The sequence below is a fragment of the Lentzea californiensis genome, from assembly GCF_024648825.1.
Classification (GTDB): domain Bacteria; phylum Actinomycetota; class Actinomycetes; order Mycobacteriales; family Pseudonocardiaceae; genus Lentzea; species Lentzea californiensis.
Genome location: NZ_JANBBE010000025.1, coordinates 16,237 through 33,840 on the forward strand (window position 1 = coordinate 16,237; position 17,604 = coordinate 33,840).

The 17,604-nt window shown below is 69.9% G+C and carries 20 protein-coding genes and 1 pseudogene; 9 read left to right on the top strand and 12 right to left on the bottom strand.

Going from position 1 to position 17,604, the window contains the following annotated elements; all coding sequences use genetic code 11:
- Positions 1–31: 31 nt before the first annotated feature.
- Entirely contained in the window at positions 32–1,060 is a 1,029-nt protein-coding gene (locus tag LX88_RS42895; protein ID WP_258953475.1) for a substrate-binding domain-containing protein, read from the bottom strand.
- Between the two features lie 99 nt (positions 1,061–1,159).
- Between LX88_RS42895 and LX88_RS42900 the strand changes: the two genes are divergently transcribed.
- The 4 genes from LX88_RS42900 to LX88_RS42915 are packed head-to-tail and all read left to right on the top strand — an operon-like array spanning position 1,160 to position 3,175.
- Positions 1,160–2,080, top strand: coding sequence for a TIGR01777 family oxidoreductase (locus LX88_RS42900; RefSeq protein ID WP_258953476.1), 921 nt, complete (start codon positions 1,160–1,162; stop codon positions 2,078–2,080).
- Position 2,081: 1 nt separating this feature from the next.
- Complete coding sequence (locus LX88_RS44745; RefSeq protein WP_258953477.1) at positions 2,082–2,333, top strand: nitrile hydratase subunit beta; 252 nt, start codon at positions 2,082–2,084, stop codon at positions 2,331–2,333.
- Positions 2,326–2,592 (top strand): SH3-like domain-containing protein, encoded by a 267-nt coding sequence (locus tag LX88_RS44750; protein WP_090068687.1) that lies wholly within the window; start codon positions 2,326–2,328, stop codon positions 2,590–2,592. Before LX88_RS44745 ends, LX88_RS44750 begins: the two co-directional genes overlap by 8 nt.
- Positions 2,585–3,175: a nitrile hydratase subunit alpha gene (locus LX88_RS42915; protein ID WP_258953478.1), complete on the top strand. Its 591-nt coding sequence runs from the start codon at positions 2,585–2,587 to the stop codon at positions 3,173–3,175. Before LX88_RS44750 ends, LX88_RS42915 begins: the two co-directional genes overlap by 8 nt.
- A gap of 1 nt (position 3,176) precedes the next feature.
- Here LX88_RS42915 and LX88_RS42920 read toward each other — a convergent pair whose 3' ends face one another.
- The 4 genes from LX88_RS42920 to LX88_RS42935 form a co-directional block, all read right to left on the bottom strand.
- The gene (locus LX88_RS42920; RefSeq protein WP_258953479.1) at positions 3,177–4,400 is read right to left on the bottom strand and encodes an MFS transporter; all 1,224 of its coding nucleotides are present in this window, start codon (positions 4,398–4,400) and stop codon (positions 3,177–3,179) included.
- Positions 4,401–4,456: 56 nt separating this feature from the next.
- Positions 4,457–4,918: a DoxX family protein gene (locus LX88_RS42925; RefSeq protein WP_258953480.1), complete on the bottom strand. Its 462-nt coding sequence runs from the start codon at positions 4,916–4,918 to the stop codon at positions 4,457–4,459.
- 58 nt (positions 4,919–4,976) lie between these two features.
- Positions 4,977–6,635, bottom strand: coding sequence for a peroxidase family protein (locus tag LX88_RS42930; RefSeq protein WP_258953481.1), 1,659 nt, complete (start codon positions 6,633–6,635; stop codon positions 4,977–4,979).
- Positions 6,636–6,767: 132 nt separating this feature from the next.
- Positions 6,768–7,817: a glycosyltransferase gene (locus tag LX88_RS42935; protein ID WP_258953482.1), complete on the bottom strand. Its 1,050-nt coding sequence runs from the start codon at positions 7,815–7,817 to the stop codon at positions 6,768–6,770.
- 42 nt (positions 7,818–7,859) lie between these two features.
- Here LX88_RS42935 and LX88_RS42940 point away from each other — a divergent pair, with 42 nt between their 5' ends.
- The gene (locus LX88_RS42940) at positions 7,860–8,183 is read left to right on the top strand and encodes an STAS domain-containing protein (RefSeq protein WP_090068673.1); all 324 of its coding nucleotides are present in this window, start codon (positions 7,860–7,862) and stop codon (positions 8,181–8,183) included.
- 161 nt (positions 8,184–8,344) lie between these two features.
- Positions 8,345–8,701 carry an RNA-binding S4 domain-containing protein gene (locus tag LX88_RS42945; protein WP_090011310.1) on the top strand — a complete coding sequence of 119 codons (357 nt, stop codon included), beginning with the start codon at positions 8,345–8,347 and terminating at the stop codon, positions 8,699–8,701.
- Here LX88_RS42945 and LX88_RS42950 read toward each other — a convergent pair.
- From LX88_RS42950 to LX88_RS42970, 5 genes are all read right to left on the bottom strand, one after another.
- Complete coding sequence (locus LX88_RS42950) at positions 8,698–10,119, bottom strand: DUF4419 domain-containing protein (RefSeq protein WP_258953483.1); 1,422 nt, start codon at positions 10,117–10,119, stop codon at positions 8,698–8,700. The two genes, LX88_RS42945 and LX88_RS42950, sit on opposite strands and share 4 nt — an antisense overlap.
- Before the next feature lie 3 nt (positions 10,120–10,122).
- Complete coding sequence (locus LX88_RS42955; RefSeq protein ID WP_258953484.1) at positions 10,123–10,992, bottom strand: NAD-dependent protein deacetylase; 870 nt, start codon at positions 10,990–10,992, stop codon at positions 10,123–10,125.
- A gap of 1 nt (position 10,993) precedes the next feature.
- Positions 10,994–12,691 (bottom strand): cellulase family glycosylhydrolase, encoded by a 1,698-nt coding sequence (locus tag LX88_RS42960; protein ID WP_258953485.1) that lies wholly within the window; start codon positions 12,689–12,691, stop codon positions 10,994–10,996.
- Between the two features lie 153 nt (positions 12,692–12,844).
- Positions 12,845–13,726 carry a class A beta-lactamase gene (bla, locus tag LX88_RS42965; RefSeq protein ID WP_258953486.1) on the bottom strand — a complete coding sequence of 294 codons (882 nt, stop codon included), beginning with the start codon at positions 13,724–13,726 and terminating at the stop codon, positions 12,845–12,847.
- A gap of 63 nt (positions 13,727–13,789) precedes the next feature.
- Positions 13,790–14,620, bottom strand: a complete 831-nt coding sequence (locus LX88_RS42970; protein WP_258953487.1) for a phosphatase PAP2 family protein — start codon at positions 14,618–14,620, stop codon at positions 13,790–13,792.
- A 65-nt stretch (positions 14,621–14,685) separates the two neighbouring features.
- Here LX88_RS42970 and LX88_RS42975 point away from each other — a divergent pair, with 65 nt between their 5' ends.
- Positions 14,686–15,018, top strand: a complete 333-nt coding sequence (locus LX88_RS42975; protein ID WP_258953488.1) for a hypothetical protein — start codon at positions 14,686–14,688, stop codon at positions 15,016–15,018.
- A gap of 1 nt (position 15,019) precedes the next feature.
- Here LX88_RS42975 and LX88_RS42980 read toward each other — a convergent pair whose 3' ends face one another.
- Positions 15,020–15,667: a TetR/AcrR family transcriptional regulator gene (locus tag LX88_RS42980; RefSeq protein ID WP_258953489.1), complete on the bottom strand. Its 648-nt coding sequence runs from the start codon at positions 15,665–15,667 to the stop codon at positions 15,020–15,022.
- 80 nt (positions 15,668–15,747) lie between these two features.
- Here LX88_RS42980 and LX88_RS42985 point away from each other — a divergent pair, with 80 nt between their 5' ends.
- Both LX88_RS42985 and LX88_RS42990 read left to right on the top strand, forming a co-directional pair.
- Positions 15,748–16,764, top strand: coding sequence for an MBL fold metallo-hydrolase (locus LX88_RS42985; RefSeq protein ID WP_258953490.1), 1,017 nt, complete (start codon positions 15,748–15,750; stop codon positions 16,762–16,764).
- A gap of 10 nt (positions 16,765–16,774) precedes the next feature.
- Complete coding sequence (locus LX88_RS42990) at positions 16,775–17,335, top strand: ester cyclase (RefSeq protein ID WP_258953491.1); 561 nt, start codon at positions 16,775–16,777, stop codon at positions 17,333–17,335.
- A gap of 18 nt (positions 17,336–17,353) precedes the next feature.
- Here the strand turns inward: LX88_RS42990 and LX88_RS42995 are convergent.
- Positions 17,354–17,604, bottom strand: a pseudogene (locus tag LX88_RS42995) (IS982 family transposase); the annotation flags it as partial.

Here is a 17,604-nt window from a genome sequence, read left to right on the forward strand (position 1 = left end):
ATCGCATCCTGATCGCCTGATCGCTTTGCCGTCAAGAAACGGTCAAACGCTCAGTCGATGAGCGGACCTTCAACGTCGGCAGCAGCTCGATGCGTTCGGTCGCCGCGACCTCGCCTTTCAGCTTCCGGAGCAGCAGTTCGGCGGCGACCCTGCCGACCTCGGTCTTCGGCGGCGCGACGGCGGTGAGCGGGATGCTGCCGAGCGACGCGACCACGTCGTCGTACGACACGACCGAGCACATCCGCGGCACCTCCATCCCGGCGTGCATCATCTGCTGGACCAGCATCAACGCGTCCTCGTCGCCGTGCAGCACCGCCGCCGTGGCGCGATGCTTCCGCAACACGTCCACGAGCCCGGTGTCCGGCGAGCTCCGCACCGTGACCGCGTCCTCCAGGTCCGCTGAGATCTCGCGGAACGCCCTGCGCAACATCCGCGCCGTCGGGCTGTCGTCGCGTGCGGCGAGCACGATCCGGCGATGCCCGAGATCCGTCAGGTGCTTGACGGCCAAATACATGCCGTACCAGTGGTCCGAGCACACGGAGTTCATCGCCCGCAGACCTCCGCTCGGGCGGCGTTCCATGAGGACGGTCGGCACGCCCGTGTCCGCGAGCCAGTCGTCCTCGGCCTCCTCCTCGGACGTGCGCCACCGCGGTGCCATCAGCAGGCCCTGCACCGGCTCGGTCAGCGCCTTCTCGACGATGGGCCGTTCCGCGCCCCTGACCTGCGGCGCGATGTGCAGGACCACCCGCATGCCGGCCTCTTCGAGAGTCTTGCGGGCGCCGTTCATCGTCTCGTAGAGGTACGTGTGGCGCTCCGGCACGACCAGCGCGATCGCCCCGTTCGCGGCCTGCCTGGGCTCTGGCTGCTCGACCGGCGTGAGCGAGCGCGCGACGCCGTGCCCGCGCCGCAGTCTGCCGAGCCGTGCGAGCTCCTCGACGTCGCGCCGGACCGTGACGATCGAAACGTCGAGCTCCTCGGCCAGATCGCTCACCTTGACCGTGCCCCGCGACGCTGTGACAGCCAGAATCCGCTGCCGCCGGGCCTCGCTGGACTCACGCATGACCGACCGCCTGTTCGTTTGAGCGTTTCGCGCGAGCATAGCTGAAACGGTTCTCAGCGACCGGGGGCTAGCGTCGGCCGCGAGGGGGAACGAGACGACATGAAGATCGTGATTCCAGGCGGTACCGGGCAGGTCGGCGGCGTGCTGACCCGCGCGTTCAGGGCGGCGGGCCACGAGGTCGTGATCATCGGCCGCAGCGCGGGCGTGCGCTGGGACGGCCACACGCTCGGCAGGTGGGCCGACGAGGTCGACGGCGCCGACGTCGTGGTCAACCTGGCCGGCCGGAGCGTGAGCTGCCGTTACACGGCGGAGAACCTGCAGCAGATGATGCGCTCGCGGGTGGACTCCGCGCGGGTCGTCGGCGAGGCCATCGCAAAGGCGGCCGATCCGCCCGAGGTGTGGCTGCAGATGAGCACCGCGACGATCTACTCGCACCGGTTCGACGCGCCGAACGACGAGGAGACCGGCGTTCTCGGCGGGCGCGAGCCGGACGTGCCGGGCTACTGGACCTACAGCGTCGAGATCGCCAAGCGCTGGGAGGCCGAGCTGGACGAGGCCGACACGCCGGGCACGCGCAAGGTCGCGCTCCGCGCGGCGATGGTGATGAGCCCGGACAAGGGCGGCGTGTTCGACTACCTGTCGTGGATGGCCCGCATCGGACTGGGCGGGCCGGTGGCGGGCGGTCACCAGTACGTCTCGTGGATCCACGACGAGGACTTCGTGCGGGCGGTCGCGCTGCTGATCAGGGAACCGATCGCGGGCGCGGTCAACCTCGCGGCGCCGAACCCGGTGCCGCAGCGGGAGTTCATGCGCGAGCTGCGCGGGGCCTGGCGCGTGCCCGTGGGGCTGCCCGCGACGAACTGGATGGCCGAGATCGGGGCGTTCGCGATCCGCAGCGACACCGAGCTGCTCCTCAAGAGCCGCCGGGTCGTGCCGGGCAGGCTCCAGCAGGCCGGATTCGAGTTCCACTTCCCGAACTGGCAGGAGGCGGCGCAGAATCTGGCTGAGCGCAGGAGGTGACATGCCGAGGACCAACGACGTCGGCGGCCAGGACGGCTTCGGGCCCGTGGTCGAGGAGCTCGACGAGCCGCCCTTCCACGCGGACTGGGAAGCGCACGTGATGGCCATGAACAGGGCGCTGATCGGGCAGGGCGTCTACAACCTGGACGAGTTCCGGGACGCCGTCGAACGGACCATGTCGCACGAGTCCTCGTACTACGAGAACTGGTTCCGCGCGATCGGGACGCTGCTGAAGGAGCGCGGCGTTGTCTGAGCGCTACCGCACCGGCGACCGCGTCCGCACGTCCACAGTGGACCCGGACCACCACACCCGGCTGCCGCACTACGCGCGCGGCCGTCGCGGCACGGTGATCGGCCACGACGGCGTCCACCCGCTGGCGGACCTCAGCGCGCGCGGAATCCAGCAGCCACAACAGGTGTACCTGGTGCGGTTCTCCGCACGCGAACTGTTCGGCCACGGCGACCACAGCGTGACGCTGTCCCTCTGGGAGGACTACCTCAGCGATGAGTGACGACCACGACGACTCCCCGATCGCCGCGCGCGTGCGGGAACTGGAAGCGGTCCTCGAGGAGAAGGGGCTGCTGGACCCCCGGGAACTCGACCAGGTGCTGGAGGCGTTCGCGCACAGGGCCTCACCCGCCAACGGGTTCCGGGTCGCCGCACGGGCCTGGGTGGACCCCGGTTACAAGGCACGCCTGCTGGAGAACGCGAACGAGGCGTTGCCGGAGCTCGGGTTGTCGATGGGCGGCGGCCTGCAGGTGCAACGGCTGCACGTCGTCGAGAACACCGAGGACGTGCACAACGTCATCGTGTGCACGCTCTGCAGCTGCTACCCGCTCTCGCTGCTCGGACCGTCCCCCACCTGGTACAAGAGCCCGGCCTACCGCTCGAGGGTGGTCAGCCACCCGCGCGAGGTGCTGGAGCAGTTCGGGCTGACCCTGCCGGAGACCACCAGGATCGAGGTGTGGGACGCGAACGCCGAGTCGCGGTACATGGTGCTGCCGCGCCGTCCCGAGGGCACCGAGGACCTCACCGAGGCCGAACTGGCGGCACGGGTGACGCGCAACGGGCTGATCGGCACCGCGGCGGTGTGAGTCAGCGAACCGGCTCGGGGACGTTCTCCAACGACCGCACGGACCGGGAAGCGAGCATCCCCGCGGTCGCGAGCAGGTAGATCGCGGCGCACCCGAGCAGCGCCGACGAGGTCCCGAACGCGTGCGACACGGGCCCGATGGCCAACTGGGCCAGCGGGATCGCCACGAACGACCCGAGCATGTCGTAGGAGTAGACGCGCGCGAGCCGGTCGGGCGGCACGTGGTGCTGCAGCGCCGTCTCCCACGCCACCCCGAACTGCTCCAGGCCGAGGCCGGACACGAACGAGGTGACGAGGAGCAGCCAGGGTGCCGGGTGCAGGACCATCACCAGCGGCAGCAACGCGAAGCCCGCCACGCACGCCACCCCGAGCAGCAACTGACGGCGCACCTTGACCCGCATCACGACGAACGCGCCGGCGACCATGCCCGCGGTCTGCGCGGCCAGGACCAGGCCCCACATCTCGCGCCCGAACGTCCTGTCCGCCAGCACCGGCCCGAGCACCATCACGCCGCCGACGAGGGCGGCGTTGACGAACGTGAAGGCCACGACCACGACCCAGACCCATTGCCGTGCCACGAACTCCGTCCAGCCGACCTTCAGCTCGGCCAGCACCGACGGCTTGTGCGCGGCGGGCACACGGGCGGCGGGCACGCGCACGAACGCGAAGAACACGCCGGCCAGCGCGAACGAGAGTGCGTCCACGGCGAGGCCCCAGCCGGGTCCGGTGAACGCGATCAGGAGGCCGCCCAATGCCGCGCCGCCGATGCGCGCGGAGTTCAACCCGAGGCGCAGCAAGGCGTTCGCCTGCAGGCGCAGTTCGGCGGGCACCGTCTGCGGCACCAGCGCGGCGGAGGCCGGGAGGGAGAACGCGCCCGACATCCCGTTGACCGCCGACAGCACCACGAGCCACGGCACCGACGCCGTCCCGGTCAGCACGAGTGCCGCGACCACCGCCTGGCTGGCGAAGCTGACCGCGCACGACCCGGCGAGCACGAGCTGACGCGGCAGCCGGTCCGCGACGACACCGCCGTACAGCAGGAACACCACGTTCGTGAGCGACCGCGCGGCGACGACCAGGCCCAGCGAGGTGATCGACGAGGTGAGGTCGAGGACGGCGAACGCCAGCGCGATCGGCGCCATCGCGTTGCCGGCGATGGTCGTGACGCGACCCGCGAGCAGCCATCGGAAAGCAGGACGCGCCAAAGGCGCGAATGAATCCCCCATGGCCAAAACCTATAACGGCGGGAGCCGCCCGACCCTGGGGATCGAACGGCTCCCGGTCATCGCACCCTCGGGTGCGATGAGGCGATGACCACCGCGGCGGCGACGGTCACCAGGTTCTTCAGGATGTACTGCGCTTCGAAGGACGCCTGCAACGGACCGGCCCACATCTCGCCGGGGAACAACACCAGCGGTGTCGACACCAGCACGACATGACCGGCCAGCAGAACCGCGCACAACCGCGGTGCGCGGAAGCTCAGCAGGACCAGCGCGATCCCGATCTCGCTGATCGCGGCACCCGTTCTCGCCAGGTCCCCGTCGATGATCCCGAACGTCAGCGCGGAGACCGTGCGTTCGACGAGGTCCTGGGCGGGGCTGCCACCGGGAAAGAGCTTCAGTGCGCCGAACCAGAGGTACACGACCCCCAGTCCGATGCGCAGCAGCGGAATTCCGGACTCCCGCGCAAAACGAGTCAGGCGTTCCGCGGTGCTTTCACGGCGTGTGGTTTCTGGACTCGACATCGATCTCCCTCTCCTGTCTGACTGCCACCACCCAGTCAGACAGGAGACGCGAGGAAGATCAGCTGACCGGGTCGCCCAGCGGGTTCAGCAGGTCGGCCTTGCCCTCGAAGGCGAACAGCAGCAGGTCGACCATGCGGAACGTGCTGGAGTCCGGGCCGAGGGTGGGGCGCCAGTACGGCGAGCGCACGATCGAGATCCGGCTGCCCTCCATCGCGCGGTGGAAGACCTCGGCGGTGATCCGGCCGCCGACCGGGCCCATCAGCCCGTTGCCGACCTCGGCCTCGCGCAGGACGTAGAACCACAACGGGGTGGCGGTGACCAGCTGCGCCCTCTGCTCCTCGGACAGGCCCTCGACGACCGCGCCACCGTTGCCCACCAGGATCTGCTCCTCGGTGAGCGGCTCCACGCCGAACAGCTCGGCGATCTGCTGCCCGGTGGCGAGCTCCATCATCGAGGCCCTGGTGAGGTTGCGGAACGCGAGGTTGCGCTCGATCTCCCGGAACTGCGTGCCGCGCCCGCCGAACGTGCCGGCCGGCAGCTGCGTCAGCGGGTCGACCAGCAGCGTGTCGATCCGCTTGGTGACGTTGCCGCCACCGGACTCCGCGGGCGGCACCAGGTCGTCCCGTTCGGCCTCGGTGAAGTCGTAGAGCCGCCGGAAGTCCGCGATCCAGTTGCTGGGCAACGTGAAGATCGGACCCCGGGTGACGTCGTCGAGGTCGGCGGGCGTTCCGGAACTGGGGTCGAAGTTGCCGCTCACCCCGGTGAAGGTGAACAGCGCGAACAGCGTCGCGACGCCACCGGGCCCGGTCGAGTTGAACACGCGGTTCCACTGGTACGCGCCGCGGATCTGGCTGTGCCCGAAGCGGTACGAGGCGACCGAGAACTCGATCGGCATGGTCGGCGAGTGGTCGCGGCACCGGCCGGGCACCTCGAAGAACCTGCGGCCGTTGGTGAAGACGTCGTCCACGATCGCCGGGTCGATGATCCGCGGCAGGTGATCGGTCCTGAGCATCCACTGGTAGTGCCGCACCACGAGTTCCTTGGCGGCGCGGAACAACCGCTCGCCGGTGAGGCCGGTGAGCGCGAGCTCGTCGACCACGCGGTTGTGGAAGCGGATGAACGCGAGGTGCGTCTGCGCCACCACGAGGTTCTCGTCGTTGCGGGCGTCCGGGATCAGCGGCAGCCGCCGATCCGCCGCCGTGCCGGCCGTCCCACCGCGGCGCGGCAGGTCGAAGCCCTCGAACGGGACGTTGGTGCCCTCGTCCGGGAACGGGACCGGCGTGGTGGTGCCGACCTCGAGCTTCACGCCGTCCTGGGCGTAGAAGACCTGGTCGTCCTTGTCGCGCGGGCCGCGGCCGTAGACCGAGTCGAGGTCCAGCGCCGGCGAACGGCCCTGCGTCAGCTCGTCGAGGTTGACGTCCTGCCCGAGCTGCGACTCGGTGCGGTCCATGGTCAGGTCGTGGTCGACGAACTGGCCGAGGTAGGTGAACCCCGCCGGGACGGCCGGATCCGCCGAGTCGGGCTGCGGGACGTTCGCGGTGACGGCGGTGGCGAGGGCGAACCGCGTCTCCTCGTCCGTTCGCGGCCCCTTCGGCCCCAGTCGCGAGAACCGGAACCTGCGCAACTCCTCCGCCGTGGAGGGCTGACGCGTGGTGGCCTCACCTCTGCCGTCGAATTCCAGTACGCCTTCGCCCACGACGAAGAAACTGTCGCGCACGTGCCTTTTCATATTTCCCCCTGTTTTCCCCTCTTACAGGCGACCTGTTCTCCCCAACAAGCACCTGCCCCACCGCCAGTCTCCAGACGGACTAAATTTCCGTCGAAGCTTTTGGACACACCCAAAATGTCGTCACACAGCAGATACGAGGTGGTCAGGAATATTCGTGAACACCTCGAGATCGATCATTTGTGCGGCCAGGTCCTCAGCGGCGTCGTGATATTTTCTCGTGTTCAGCACGTGCTTGATCCGTTCAGCGAGAACGGTGGCGGTCAGCCCTTTCACGTCCACCCGCACGCCCACACCGAGATCTTGGATTCGGTCCGCGTTGCGCGGCTGGTCGGCGAACAACGGCACCGCGACCATCGGCACTCCGGCGGTCAGCGCCTCCCGCACACCGCTGTAACCCGCGTGCGTCACGAACACCTTCGCGCTGCCGAGGAGCCGCTGCTGCGGGATCTCCGGTTCGAGGCGGACGTTCGGCGGGCGCGGGCCGGTCCACTCGCCGTGGCCGATCGCGACGACAGCACGTGCGGAGACCTCGCCCAGCGCCTCCACCACGACGTGCGGCAGCGTGGAACCCGGCGTCAGCCACCGGGTGTTGGTGCCGAAGGACGCGACGATCTCCGGCCCCTCCCCGTCGCCCGGCTCGACCGGGACGCGGAAGTGGTGCTGGGCCGGGTGCCACGACGCCGGGGTCAGGCCGGCGGTGAGGACCGGTTCGGTCGCACCGACCTGGAAGCGGGCGCGGACCTTGTCCACCAGCTCGTCGAGCAGCGGGATCTCCAGCGGCGCGAACGGGGCGATGTCGAGCAGCGCGTGCGGGATGCCGAGCACCTCGGCGGCGATCTGGCCGCCGTACTCGCTGGTCTCGCGCACGATGACGTCCGGACGCCAGGTGCGGGCGAAGTCGAGGACGTTGGCGGCGGACGCGACCACCAGCGGGCTGGACCACAGCGGCACCTTCAGCACACCGTCGCGTTCCGGCACCCACGGAGGCGGCGGCCCGAGGTCCGGCGGCGCCGGAACGTCCGGCATCACGACCGTGTGCTCGAGATGCGCCATCGCGGGTCCTGTCGCGATCACGGCCTCGTGCCCCTTCTGCCGGAACGCCCGCGCGAGCGGCACCATCGTCGGCATCAGGTGGGAGTGGATGGGCAAGGACGTCAGAAGAACGCGCACGAAACCAGTTTCGCGGCGGGCACCACTGGGTACAGCTGCGAAATGCTCGAAGTCACGGTGACGGAGTCGTCGCCTGCCTCCACCCTCGTCACGGTCTCCGGTGAACTCGCCGGCTCCGGTTCGGAACGTCTGCTGGCCCGGCTCGACCGCCTGCTCGACAACGGTCACCGCTACGTCGTGCTGGACCTGACAGCCGTCACGTTCTGCGACTCCAGCGGGGTGAGTGCTCTCGTGCGCGGACATGCGCGTGCCTCGGCCGCGGCGGGTGGGTTGAAACTCTCCGCCGCGTCGGAGCAGGTGACGCGGGTGCTCGAACTGTCGGGCCTGGCCAGAATGCTCGGCCTCCAGTCCACAGTGGAGGCTTAGGCCCAGGCGGTCCGTTCCGCGATGGTCGCGTGCCGGTGTCCTCGAGTTCGGCCAGGATGCCGGTCGTCAGCCGGTCGAGGACCGGCGGGGGTGAGTGACGCGGCGGGGGTCAGTGCGACCGCCGGAAGCCCCATGATCTCCGGAAGTGCCATGATGGCGGGGTGGAGTCCACGCGCATCGACCGCTGGCTGTGGGCGGTCCGGCTGACGAAGACCCGCCCGGACGCCTCCCAGGCGTGCAAGGGCGGCCACGTGCGCATCAACGACAAACCCGCGAAGGCCTCGGCGACTGTGGCCGCCGGCGACCAGGTCCGCGTTCGTGTGAACGACAAGACCTGGACGGTCGACGTGGTGCGGGTGATCCAGAAGCGCGTGGGCGCGGCGGACGCGGCCACCTGCTTCATCGACCGCACTCCCCCGCCGCCGGTGGAGGCCCCGATCGCCCGGCGCGAACGGGGTGCGGGACGTCCTACGAAGCGGGAACGGCGCGTGCTGGACCAGTTCCGGTCACAGCACTAGGCGAACTCGGCCAGCTTCACCGTCTCCAGGTGCGCGACGTCGCGGTGGTCGAGCACCGATTCCAGCAGCATCGTGAGGGACGTGCCGAGCACCGGGACGTCCTCCGGCCTGTCGCCCGGGCGGAAGACCACCCAGCAGGTGCGGCCGGTGGGGAAGTCGATGACCTCACCGGCGATCCGTCCGTCCGGGAGGTCGAACACGGACTGGACGAAGTGCCGGCCGAGCCGTTCGGCCCCTCCGGCGTCGTAGGCGCGCACCTGCCAGGTACCGCCGTGCAGCGACGCGGTGCCGACCCGTTGGTAGAGCGCGATCAGCTCGCCGCTGCCCTGCACGCGGTGGCCCAGGGTGATCCTGCGCCCGCCGATCTCCCTCTCCGGCCCGGTCGGCCGAGGAGGCGTCCACTCGTGTTCGGCGACCAGGCGGTCCAGGACGTCCGCGAGTTCCACGGGCGCCGGCAGCACCGCCCACCCCGCCACCGGTTCCAGTGCGCCGTCCTCGTGCTGGGTCATGCCGACCAGTCCCGCGTCCAGGGCGATCGCGCTGATGTCGCTGCCGTCGCCGACGTTGACGACCGCGCGGCACAGGGTGGCGGGCACGCTGTCCGTGGCGACGGCGGGGTAGGTGCCGTCCCGCGGCTCGCCGATCGGGAGGTCCAGCATCGGGTTCGGCACGCTGCCGCCCTGCTGGTAGTCGAGATACGGGTAGAGGCGCGTGACCCAGCCGGTGACGACCTCGCCTCCGTAGGCGTCGACCGGGTTGTAGATCCGCTGCCAGAACGCCTTGTCGGCGTTGCCCTCGGCGGCGCGCGCGAACTCGTCGGTGATCGGGATCAGCGAGCGGCACCAGTGCTCCAGCCCGAACCGGGGCAGGTCGTCGACGCGCGCGCGGATCCGGCGCCAGTCGTCCGGCGTCCCGGTCAGGGTGATCGACGGGATGCCGCAGACGGCGACCATCCAGTAGCTGTAGTACGGCGAGTAGGCATCGAGCATCGCGACACGGCCCGCCAGCCGTTCAACAGCGGTGCTCGTGCTGAAGTCGCACTCGAAGACCGGGTCGCCCACCTGCTTCGCGAGCCGCTCCACAACGCCGTCCCACGTGTCGCCCGGGCCGTACGACACGGTCAGGCGTTCTTTGCCCTCGTGGCCGGCCAGGACGGGCCGCAGTTCCTCGGCGTTGAGCTTCACGTGCTCGGCGATGCCACGCGCGATCGTCAGCCACACCGCGTCCGGTGACAGGACCAGCGGCCGGTGCTCGGCGAACGCCTTGCCGACCGCGTGCAGCAGCGGGTGGACACCGTTCGGCTCCAGCACCCGCGCGTCGCCGCCGACAGCACGGGCGCCGGGGAACAGGTCGGCGATCGGGCGGGTGGGCAGCGCATCGGTCACCGGCGTGACGTCGTCGACCGAGAAGGTCACCATTCCTTATCCTACAACGACTTCAGCCAGCTCCGTCAGCGATTCTCCGAGCGGCAGGTCGACCCGCAGCGACGCGTGCGCGTCACCGCGCGTCTCACCCCGGTTGATGATCACGACCGGGATTCCGGCGGTGGCGGCCCGCCGCACGAACCTCAGCCCGGACATGACCGTGAGCGAGGAGCCGAGGACGAGCAGGGACCGTGCGCCGTCGACGAGCGAGTAGCACTGTTCGACGCGCGGGCGCGGCACGTTCTCGCCGAAGAACACGACGTCCGGTTTCAGGACGCCGCCGCACCGCACGCACGGGACGACCACGAAGTCCTTCACGGTCTCCTCGGGCAGGAACACGTCGCCGTCCGGGTTGATCTCGTCCGTCGTCGCGTGGAAGTCCGGGTTCGCCTCGCGCAGGCGGTGGTCGAGGTCGATGCGCGGGGAGAGCAGCCCGCAGTTCAGGCAGATCACGCGGTCGAGGCCGCCGTGCAGTTCCACGACGTCCGGCGAGCCCGCGGCCTGGTGCAGGCCGTCGACGTTCTGGGTGATGACGCCGCAGAGCTTGGCCGCGAGCCTGGTCACGGCGTGGTGGCCCGCGTTCGGCCGCGCCCGGGCGATGGTGCGCCAGCCGACGTGGCTGCGCGCCCAGTAGCGCTGCCGGCCCGCCTGGCTGGTGGTGAACTCCTCGTACGTCATCGGGGTGTGCTTGCGCAGCGAGCCGTCCTCGCCGCGGTAGTCCGGGATGCCGGACTCGGTGGAGAGGCCCGCGCCGCTGAGCACCAGCACCCCACCCTCCGCGACGATCGGCACGACGTCGGTGAGGGTGGTGGTGCGCGGCAGCGCCGGGCCCGGGTTCGACCAGCTCAGAGTGGGCCTAGTTCGCACCTCACCAGCTTACGGACCACTGTCGAATCTCGGCCTCCGCCGCCGCGACGTTGCCCGCCGACGGGGCCGTGACCAGGGCGAACTGCCTTCCCTGGCCGCCTCGGAGCAGCAGCTTGCCGCCCTCGACGGACGAGGACGCCGAGCTGACCACCAGCGGCGAGCGCAGGGACTCGGGCAGGTGGAGCTCGGTCGGCGCGGAGCCTCCGTTCGAGTCCCAGACGAGCACGGCGAACGGCGCGGACCCGACGAGCGTGCGGACGGCGGGCAGCGGGACCTGCTGCCAGGTCTGGTAGGCGCGGTCCTCGTAGGTGAAGGCGAGCGTGGTGCCCGCGACGGCCTGCGGGTAGACGCGGTCGACGATCGCCCGGTCGACGTTGAGCACCGCGTTGCCGGCCGCGTCGAGCTTGACGGCCGAGAAGTGCTCGTCGTTCATGGCGTCGCCGTCGGTCTTGACCTTGCCGGGGTCGTCGTTCATCAGCTCGCGGTGGCGGCCGTAGTTGGTGTCCCAGTGCCACTGGCTACCCGAGATCACGGTGCCGCGTGGCGCCGACCACCAGCGCGCGCCCGGCGCCGTCGAGTCGAGGCCCTGGTAGATCGCCTTGAGCACGGACGGCGTCTTGTCGGAGGTGAAGCCCGAGACGGGGTGGCCGAACTCGGAGACGATGGCGGTGGTGCCGAGCGCCCTCGCGCGGTCGCGGATCGTGCCGAACGCCTGGGTGTACTGGCCGTCCGCCGCCTTCCCCGGCATGAGGAGACCCGACTGCGCCTTGCCGTCGTAGAAGTGCGCGTTGAACACGAACCGTTCGCCCAGCGCCGGCACCAGCGCGAGGCCGCCGGGTTCGGCGAAGAAGTCGACGTTCTGGTTCCAGAACACCAGCGGCTCCACGAACGCGGGCTTCGCGGCCCAGCCCGCCTCGTCCATCTCCGCGCGGAACCGGTGGTAGAACGGCATCAGCAGGTCGCGCTCCCACGTCTGCGAGGTCTGGCCGGCGTCGTACTTGCCGGCGTACGGCTCGTTCAGCGGGTCGACGCCCACGACGAGCTTGAACTCGCTGGCGGGCAACGCTTCCCTGACGTGCTTGAGCGCCTCGCCGGCCGCGTTGACGAACGAGTCCCGCACCCCGTCGCGGTTGTGCCAGAAGTCGTACGTGGCCGCGGTGACGGCGTTGTTGTTCTTCATGTTCTGGCCCCAGTGGAAGCAGAGGCCGCACGACTCCTTGGGGTACCCGCTCGCCGCCCACGCCGGTGCGCCGTCGCCGGTGTACCAGCTGTCCTTGTTGAACAGGTGGCGCGAGTACAGGTCCTGGTGGAAGTCGAGGTAGACGCGGATGCCGAGACCGGTGAAGGCGCGCAGCTGCGCGGTCACGCCGTCGAGGTAGGCGTGGTCGATCTGACCGCGCTGCGGTTCGATCCACGCCCAGGTCAGCAGGAACCGCACGGCGTTCGCGCCGGTCAGCTGCTTCATGGCCTGCGCGGACTTGCGCGCGTCCGCCGTGTTCGCGAACGGGAGCCCGCGGTACTCCGCGAGTTTCGCCGTGCCGGAGACGTTGAAGCCGCGCAACACCACCTCACGGCCGTGTTCGTCGCGGAAGACCCCGCCGGACACCCGCAGCTCGGAGCCGTCGAACGACTCCGCCCGCACAGGCGTGACCGCCAGGGAGAGGAGGAACAGGACCACCAGGAGTACCGCTCGCCGCATCGCCGCCGCCTTTGGGAACGTGAACGAGATTCGCATTGTGACCGTAGCGGGTGAACCCGCGTTCGACCAGCGATTCGACGATCGGCCCTAGTCGTTCGACGACACCAGAACGGCCTGGAACAGGTGCTCCAGGCCGTTCGTCGAGCCCTGGGGTCAGCTGAACGTCGCCGCCACGAGCTCCGCCGTCTTGGCGAGCAGCGGTTCGTCGGCGGCGCCGGTCGGCTCGTCCTCCCTGGTCGACAGGACGGCGATCACGATCGGTGCGCGGCCCGCCGGGAACGCGATGCCGACGTCGTTGGTCGTGCCGTAGCTGCCGGTGCCGGTCTTGTCGCCCCAGCGCCACGCCGACGGCAGTCCGGCGCGGATGCGGTTGCCGCCGGTCGTGTTGGCCAGCAACCACTTCGTGAGCTGGTCGGAGTCGTTCGAGTTGAGGGCGTGGCCCAGCGTCAGGCGCGCGTAGCTCTGGCCGATGGCGCGCGGCGACGTCGTGTCGGTGACGCGGCCGGGTTCCGCCGAGTTCAGCTCCGGCTCCCAGCGGTCGAGACGCGTGACCGGGTCACCGATCGAACGGCTGAAGCGGCTGATCGCCGTAGGGCCCCCGAGTTCCCTGAGCAGCAGGTTCGCCGCGCAGTTGTCGCTGTAGGTGATGGTCGCCTCGCACAGGGCCGAGATGGTCATCCCGTTCGCGAGGTTCTCGGGCAAGCCGGTCTTCGGGCCGTAGCCCGACCTGTCCACATCGGACTGCGTGTAGGTGATCACCTTGCCCAGCAACGTCCCGTCGCGGTCCTTGCGCAGGATCGCCGCTGCCGCGATGGTCTTGAAGGTCGAGCACATCGGGAAGAGCTCGTCCGCGCGGTGCAGCACCGTGCGACCGGTGCCGGTGTCCGCGGCGAACACGCCGAGGCGCGCGTTGTGCTGCTTCTCCAGCTCACGCAGCTTGCCGGTGACTGTCGAGGCCTGCGCCGCGGCGGGCACGGCCACGGCCAGCGCCGCTCCCGCACCCAGTGCCAGCACGGCACGTCGGTTGAAACTCAACGTCCTGTCCCCTTCTCCGGAAACCTCTCCACAGGACAGGACGCACGAGAGATCAACTGGTTGTCACCCGATCCGGCGCCAGCACGCCAGGTACGTGAGCGCGGCGATCAGCGACCCGGCCGACGCGAACGAGCCGGCCCCCAGGTAGATCACCCACTCGTCGGCGTTCAGACCCTCTTCCGCCAGCGGGAATCCCCACAGGATCGCGCCCAGGGCGAGAGATACGGCGGCGATCACGGACCAGAACACCACCAGCACGACCCGTCCGGCACGACGCGGTCCGGTGTAGGGCTGCAGGGAACCCTTGCGCTGCAACCACCACGCGGCGAGGGCCGCGACACCGAGCGCGATGCCGTCGGCGGCGAGGGTGTCGCTCAGGCGGTGCCACTTCGCGGTCAGCGTGTACTGGCCGATCGCGGTGGCCCACGGCAGCACGAAGAACAGCATGACGCCACGCCACTTCCACGGCACCACGATGATCGCCGCGAACAACACGGTCATCGCGATCGTCGTGTGTCCACTAGGGAGGCTGTTGTGCGCGTAGTCGCCGGTGACCTCGACGAGCGCCGGACGAGGCAGGACGAACCGCTTGAGGCCCTGCACGACGACCTGGCCCACCACGATCACGCCGACCGCCGCGACGGTGAGGTCCCAGCGCTTCCTCAGCACGCCGACGAGGGCGACCGCCACCACCGCCGCGGCCAGCGAGTAGACGGTGATCTGGCCGAGCGCGTCCCAGGCGGCGTCCGACTGGTCGACGTCGTCCTGGTCGGCGCCGCGCAGGGCCGCGTTCTCGATGGTCTGACCGGCCCTCGTCAGCACCGCGAGGACGTACACGACCGCGGCGAAGACGAATCCCGCGGCCGCGACCACGGGCCACCGTCGACAGTTCACGCGGGGAAGTCTGCCGCCGTTCGGCCCAGCGCGCAGCCTGAAGATCAACCGGCATGCTGTCCGGCATGGATCTTCACGACGACGTCCCGCAGCTCGCCCGGTCGCGGTTCCTGCGCGGCATGTGGGCGATCGTCGACCAGCACGGCCCGCCGAACGGGCAGACGCACCAGGCCGGCGAGGCGGCCGAGCAGCGGCTGCTGGAGCTCGGCGCGGCACCGGAGGACCTCCGGGCGTTCGCCCGCGTGGTCGCCTTCGAGTCGCTGTTCGCCGCCCTCTGCTTCCTGGACGACCCCGGTGACGGAGAAGCCCCTGACTGGGCCCTGGTGCAGACGTCCGGCGGCGAGCTGACCGGACGGCGGCTGCAGGCCCTGTACGAGGACCTCGGCCCCGACCGCTGACTCAGCGCGCGATGCGGTCGAGCACGGCCGTGACCGCGAGGTCCACCGTGTACTCGAACTCGGCCTCGCGGTCGAACTCCGCCAGGTGCGGCGCCGTCCGTGCCACCGCGGGCAGCCCGGAGGCCTGGAGCGCTTCGCGGCGCGCGCCGTCGTCACTGCCGAACGTCGGTGCCGCCGACACCTCGCGCAGCAGCGTGCCGATCAGCGTGGCGAGCAGCATCCGCAGCAGGTGCACGGATTCCTGCGTCGAGGCACCGGCCGCCAGCAGGACCTCCAGCACCGCGTCCACCGGGGCGAGGCCCTCCAGCGACGACAGCTGGCGGGTGAGCACGAGCGGCGCGGCTGCCGGATGGGCCAGCGCGCGGGTCCGGAACGCCTGTGCGATCGCCCGCAGGTCGCGGCGCGCGTCACCGGTGGGTGCCGGCAGGACCAGGCCGCCCAGCAGGTGCTCGGCCACGGCGTCGAGCAGGCCGTCCTTGCCGTCCACGTGGTTGTAGAGGCTCTTCGCGTCGACCCCGAGCGCCCGCGCGACCGACCGCATGCCCACGCCCGCCACGCCTTCGGTGTCGATGACCTTCAACGTCGCCGCGACGATCGAGTCGCGGGACAGCAGCGGCGTGCGCGGGCGGCCTCGGCGCGGTTCAGTCACGCGGCCATTGTGCCTTGCGGATATCCACGGCGTGGGTTTAACCTCGCAATTAACCCACAGTGTGGGTATTGGAGGGGATGATGAGCTTCACCAGGATCGACACGCTCGACCACATGGACGTCGAGGGCGGGCCCGGCGCGCGGTTGCGCGTCGCCCGTGAGCGGGGCGAGGCGTTCCGGCGGGAGTTCGCCACGACCGGCACCCCGGGCAGCATCGTCACGCGCGACCTGGTGACGCTGCCGTACCCGACGCGGTTCGGCCTGTTCAGGGCCTCGCGGGCGATCGCGCCGTTCCTGTCGATCACGAACCGCATGCTGGTGATCCGCTGGCACGACGGCGGCCGCGAGCGGGTTTTGCTGTTCGAGCCGAGCGACCACGAGTACGGCCGGTACACGCCGTACTTCGAGGACCTGTCCGGCCGCACCCCGGATGTCCTCGAACGGCGCATGGTCAAGGTCCACGGCACCGTGCCCGGCCATCTCGAACGGCTCGGCATCGCGCCCGAGGACGTCGACTACCTGATGTTCGACCACCTGCACACCCAGGACCTGCGGCGCTGGATCGGCGCCACGCCGTACTTCCCGAACGCCAAGGTGATCGTGCAACGCGACGAGCTGGCGGCCCTGAGCGAGCTGCACCCGCTGCAGAAGCCCTGGTACCAGCCCGCGACCTACCGCGACCTGCCGGCGGAGGCGTTCCTGCCGATCGACGGCTCGGTCGTGCTCGGCCCCGGTGTCGCGGTGGTCAAGACACCGGGTCACGTGTTCGGCAACCAGAGCCTCGTGGTCAACACCTCGACCGGCATCTGGGTGAGCAGCGAGAACGTGATCGCCGCCGAGGCCCTGACACCTGAGCACTCGAAGCTGCCCGGCCTCGCGTCGTGGACGCGCCGGTGGCAGCAGGAGGTCGTGCTCAACGCGAACACCGTCGAGACCACCGCCGACCAGTACAACTCGATCATCCTGGAGAAGACGCTCGCCGACCGCAGCCAGGCCGACCCGCGGTTCCTGCAGTTCTTCCCGTCCAGCGAACTCACCGGCGCCTGGACGAACCCCGGCACCACCCCCACGTTCAGCCACGGCCAGATCGTCCACTGAGGAGCCTTCGATGCCCGACCGCTTCACCCTGCCGCCCAAAGAAGTCCTGCAGGCACGCGAGAAGCTGGTGCTCGACCACTTCCGCGACGAGGTGGCGCACGACTGGGACGCCACGCTCTCGACGTTCCCGCACCCGCACTACGAGGTCATCGCCCAGATGGTCGTCCACGACGGCGACGACGCGGTGCGGCAGTACTACACCGACACCCGCGTGGCGTTCCCCGACCAGCACCACGAGCTGATCTCGTTCCGGCACAGCGTCGACGCCGTGATCGTCGAGTTCTGGCTGATCGGCACGCACCTCGGGCCGCTGGGCAAGATCCCGGCGACCGGTGGCAAGCACCGCACCCGGATGAACGCGTACTTCATCTTCGACGAGAACGAGAACCTCGTCACCGAGCGGATCTACTTCGACCAGCTCAGCGTGCTGAAGCAGGTGATCGGCGGGATCGACCGGAAGAAGCCGAGCGGGCTGCGCAAGCTGCTGCAGGTGTTGCGCGGGATGCTCGCGATGTCCGGCAGCCAGCCGGATCCGCGGCTCACCGGGACAACGCCTCCGGTCATGGACTAGATGACTGATTCCAAGGGGTCAGTGGTCGTAGGCGGTCAATGACCGCATGACTGGCTGCCCGGTCTTGTCGTTGTGCCAGATCGCGGTGGTCAGCGCCAGAACCCGTTGCAGGACACGGACTATGACTCCGGCTGGAGTGCGTCCGCCGTGCTGCTCCAGGTCGAGCTGTCCTTTGAAGGTCTGGTTGATCGACTCGATGGTCTGGCGCAGTGGCTTGAACAACCGTGCGCCAGGCCGCTCGGGCTCGCCCTTGCGAGCCGGTCGCAGCA